Annotated in this window: 4 protein-coding genes; 3 read left to right on the forward strand and 1 reads right to left on the reverse strand. The window is 56.5% G+C overall.

Annotation, left to right across the window (positions count from 1 at the left end):
• The 3 genes from M9H71_RS24920 to M9H71_RS24930 all read left to right on the forward strand — a co-directional run.
• The coding region (locus tag M9H71_RS24920; protein WP_455407545.1) for an IS3 family transposase at positions 1 to 706 on the forward strand (706 nt) is incomplete at its 5' end.
• Positions 707 to 1,437: 731 nt separating this feature from the next.
• Positions 1,438 to 2,325: a glycosyltransferase family 2 protein gene (locus M9H71_RS24925; RefSeq protein ID WP_455407546.1), complete on the forward strand. Its 888-nt coding sequence runs from the start codon at positions 1,438 to 1,440 to the stop codon at positions 2,323 to 2,325.
• A gap of 302 nt (positions 2,326 to 2,627) precedes the next feature.
• Complete coding sequence (locus M9H71_RS24930) at positions 2,628 to 3,605, forward strand: glycosyltransferase (protein WP_455407547.1); 978 nt, start codon at positions 2,628 to 2,630, stop codon at positions 3,603 to 3,605.
• A 15-nt stretch (positions 3,606 to 3,620) separates the two neighbouring features.
• On the opposite strand, the gene M9H71_RS24935 is transcribed toward M9H71_RS24930, so the two are convergent.
• Positions 3,621 to 4,121, reverse strand: a complete 501-nt coding sequence (locus M9H71_RS24935; protein ID WP_455407548.1) for a hypothetical protein — start codon at positions 4,119 to 4,121, stop codon at positions 3,621 to 3,623.
• Positions 4,122 to 4,257 lie beyond the last annotated feature (136 nt).

Genomic DNA, 4,257 nt, shown 5'->3' on the forward strand with positions numbered 1-4,257 from the left:
GGGCGAGCCCTCGGGCATCAACCGCATCTACCGGCTCTATCGCGAAGAAGGGCTTTGCGTGCGCAAGCGGCGGGCCCGGCGCAAGGCCGTCGGTACACCGGCCCCCATTCTGGTCGAGGCCAGGCCGAACGCGCGCTGGTCGATCGATTTCGTCCACGACCAGTTCGCCAATGGCCGGCGCTTCCGCGTCCTCAACATCGTCGACGATGTGACCAAGACGTGCCTCGGTGCGATCCCGGACACCTCGATCCCCGGTCGGCGGGTGGCCCGTGAGATGAACGCGATCGTCGAACGGCACGGCAAGCCTGGGATGATCGTTTCTGACAACGGCACCGAGTTTACCTGCAACGCCATGCTCGCCTGGTGTCGGGACAACAACATCGACTGGCACTTCATCGCGCCCGGCAAGCCCATGCAGAACGGATTCGTCGAGAGCTTCAACGGCCGGATGCGTGACGAGCTTCTCAACGAGACGCTATTCTTCGATCTCGACGATGCCCGTACCAAGATCACCGCCTGGATCACCGACTACAACGACGAGCGGCCACACTCGGCGCTCGGCTACCTCACCCCGGCGGCCTATGCCGCCACCTTCACCGCAACGGGCGATCGGCTCCGCAACCCCGACCAGCTTCGCCGATCGCCCGTTGCTCGACATACGCCGACCGGCGTAAAAACCGCCGAGGCTCTAACTGTAGCTGGATGAAAGTTCGGTGGCAGGTCAAAATCAACCGGCCATCAACACGTCGAACGCCAGCTTGTGTCAGAATCAATGCGATACTTGGCCAAGACAGCCCATCTTGGCGAATCGCCGCGATTTGATCGAGGTGCTTCGAAAGCAGTCGCTCAAACAGAATCCGGGTGCTTCCCTCACCCAAATCACGCGCGAATCGAGCCGCCTATCCTCTGATATCACTTCTGCCCATAGCAGAACTGTATGAGGCCAGACCTTGCAATATTCAAAAAGGCATTCGAAGCAATTCGAAACAAAACGAAGCGTTTCAGAATGCTTCGATTTGCTTCATAAAGTTTCCATCATACCTGTGCATCTTGACAATCATCAAGCAGCGCACTTCTCCGCTCTATATAGCCGACAGATTTCAGATCTTGAATTACGAAGCGGTATATTGCGCATAGCATTCGATTGTCGGCGAGACCGACTACACAAATCGCATACTTGCCGTCCTCTTGGCTATTTTACCCTGCTCTATCGTCGTACGATGTGAGACGAGGCATCATAAGGCGCGCTCCTGTCGCACCAGCTTCCAGGATCCTTCTGTTGTTGCGCAGCGCTGATAGACTTATAGAACAGCATCATGTAGCAAAAGAATAGGGACGCATGCTCCATCCGTCTACAGATGACTTACTTCTTCAATCAAAGACGCATTCGGCCCTGTTTTAAGCATAACGCGTTACAATGCAACTTTTGACTTCGAGATGACGATCAATCCGAGCAGCCAACCCGAAATCAGCGTGGTGATTCCCACTTTCAATAGGCCTGCAGCAACACGGCGAGCAGCTCGTTCGGCCTTGTGTCAGTCCTACCCACCGCTGGAGGTAATCGTCGTCGATGATGGCTCCCTAAAGCCCATTTCGAGAGATGAGATCGGAATCGATGACCCTCGACTTCGCATCCTTCATCTTGACAGGAACCGTGGCCCCGGAGCCGCGCGGCAGGCGGGCGTCAACTCCGCAACAGGAAATTTCGTCGCGTTTCTGGACTCTGACGATGAGTGGCTGCCGCACAAGTTGGCGGCTCAGGTCGGCTGCCTGCAGGGCTCAGCTCCGATAGCCGTCGCATGCGGCTGGACAGCGGTACGCGAGGACGGGCGCCCCCCGAAAAGCGTCATACCTCGGGAAAGCCGCAATTCATTGGACTTTGCCGCAGGCTGCTGGTTTGCTCCGGGGAGCACTCTGTTGGTCTCCCGGAGCATGTTCGATCTCGTGGGACCATTCAACTCGCAGCTGAGGCGGCTCGAAGACTACGAGTGGTTTTTGCGTTTCGCGCTCGCCGGTGGACGCCTTGTTGTGAAGCGCGAAGTCGCTGCAATTGTCTCAGTAGGAGGTCGCGGAAGATTGGAAACCGTAGGGCACGCGAAAGCAATTATTGAGGAAACGATCGAATCCTTGCAACACTCTTTGGTAGATTCGCGGTTCCGCCGAATCGCGACGGCTTATTTGTCACTAGAGATGGCCAAGGCTGCGCAGAATGAAGGACGGCCGATCCTAATGGCGCAGCACATGCTTCGGTCCCTCGCGCTCGTACCGCGTATTCAGCCTGCACTACGGCAGTGGTGGACCATCAATGACCATTCGAGCACCTAGGCTGGCTGCTCTGCCGCTACCTAGTATTCTGGCTATCTCCGCTCATGGAAACAATGCTCATGTCATCTAACGGCCTCGGCACCTCCCTGCACCGACTACGACGGCTTCTGTCAATCTATGGCGTTACGGGTGCTAGTCGGGTCGTCGCACATCGCTTATTGGCAAAGCAGCTGATTTCGCTGGCACGCCCATTGGCGCGCCGCAGGCTCGCGCGTCTCCTCTCATCTTCGGGGGATCGACGCACCGTACTGGTGCGGTCTACGCTCGATATGGCATATCCATACAAGCAACGCGTTCACCACATGGCGATCGAGATGGCCCGCCAGGGTTGGCGGGTCGTGTTCGTGACGCCATCCACTGGCCACGACGCTGTGCTGGTCTCGGCGCAGGGCCCCGACGGCATCATAGTGACGCCTCACGGGACGGAGGCGATCGAGGCAGCGGAGAGTCCGGTCTACCTCGCGTTATCCACGGACACGTCGCTAACGCAGGCCGACGTTGATCACGTAATGTCCAGTGGCGGGACGATGATCTACGACTACATCGATCACATGGATGACGCTGTGAGCGGCCAGCCAATCCCAGCGGAGCGATTCAAACTTCATGATCGTTTGTTAGCCGACGAGGAGAACGTCCTGGTGCTCGCGAGCGCCGACGCGCTTCTGCGCGACGTCGCGAGCCGGCGGCAGCGGAATATGCTGCTGGTGACCAATGGCGTCGACGTCGAACGCTTCAAGGGAGTGCCGCGCGCGCAAGCCGGGCTGCGTGCCGACTTTGCCCGGATCATTGCGCGCGGTCGTCCGATCCTCGGTTACTATGGTTCTTTCGCGAGCTGGTTCGACTATGACCTTGTCCGTCGGCTGGCAGGCGCGCGGCCAGGTTACGACATCGTGCTTATCGGACCGGACCTCGATGGGACCGGTTCAGCTCTGTCGGATCCACCTGAGAACCTCTTCGTGCTGCCGGCGATGCGATACGAAGAGCTTCCCCGGCATGCGACATGGTTCGACGTTTGCTTAGTTCCATTCCTAATCAACAAAATCACACTCGCGACTTCACCGCTGAAGATCTTTGAGTACATGGCTCTCGGGCGGCCAACTGTATCGACTGATCTGCCAGAGTGCCGCAAGTACCGTTCGATCCTCACTGCGGACGCCACCGGCTTTGCCGACGCGTGCGACCGCGCACTGCTGCTGAATGACAACGCGGCGTTCAGGGGCATCGCGCGTCAGGAGTGCAATGCGAATAGCTGGGCACGGAAGGTGGCAGAGATTGAATGAATTACACAACCCCAGTCAGATCGGCAAAGCCAATGAATGAGGTTTTCGATGCCTCTGACTACCTTTCTGCAGAACCAGGAACTGATCATCACCGCGCATATCTAAGGAATAATTCTGCGCCCTCATAAGCGATATAATCGGCTCAAAGTCCCAACGGTGCCAAACGAATTCTGTAGTATGGGCAACGATTTCGAACCCCACGTATTCTACAATCTGCCTCATCTCGCTTGTTGTGTACTCTCGGAAATGCCAGTCGTAGACAAGTGGGGATTGCCCCAAGAGAATGCGTTGAATAGCCCATATGCTTACTGCGTTTGGCGTAGAAATAAACGCCCTTCCACCTATTCGTAAAACACGATAGACTTCTTCGAGAAAGAAAAATAGTCCGTCCAGTGTAGTAGCTTGGCTGTATTGAACGTCAGAAATGTGCTCGACGACCTCTGTCGCAATAACATTGTCGATCGAGTAATCGCAAAAAGCAATTGGCTCCGATCGAAGGTCGTTGGCGGCACCCACAACCTGCCGCTCTGGAAAAAACGACCATATCACTTGAGAACTTAAATAACTGACGTTTCCAAGTCGTCCGTGAAGTTTGCTGAACTGGATTGATTTAGGGGTGTCGGGCGGCTTCGAGTCGGAGTGACAGCATCAT

The organism is Rhodopseudomonas parapalustris (assembly GCF_053772255.1).

Bases quoted from the DNA above. Each gene is read 5' to 3' on its own strand.
- M9H71_RS24925 (WP_455407546.1), top strand. From the start codon at position 1,438: ATGACGATCAATCCGAGCAGCCAACCCGAAATCAGCGTGGTGATTCCC.
- M9H71_RS24930 (WP_455407547.1), top strand. From the start codon at position 2,628: ATGGCGATCGAGATGGCCCGCCAGGGTTGGCGGGTCGTGTTCGTGACG.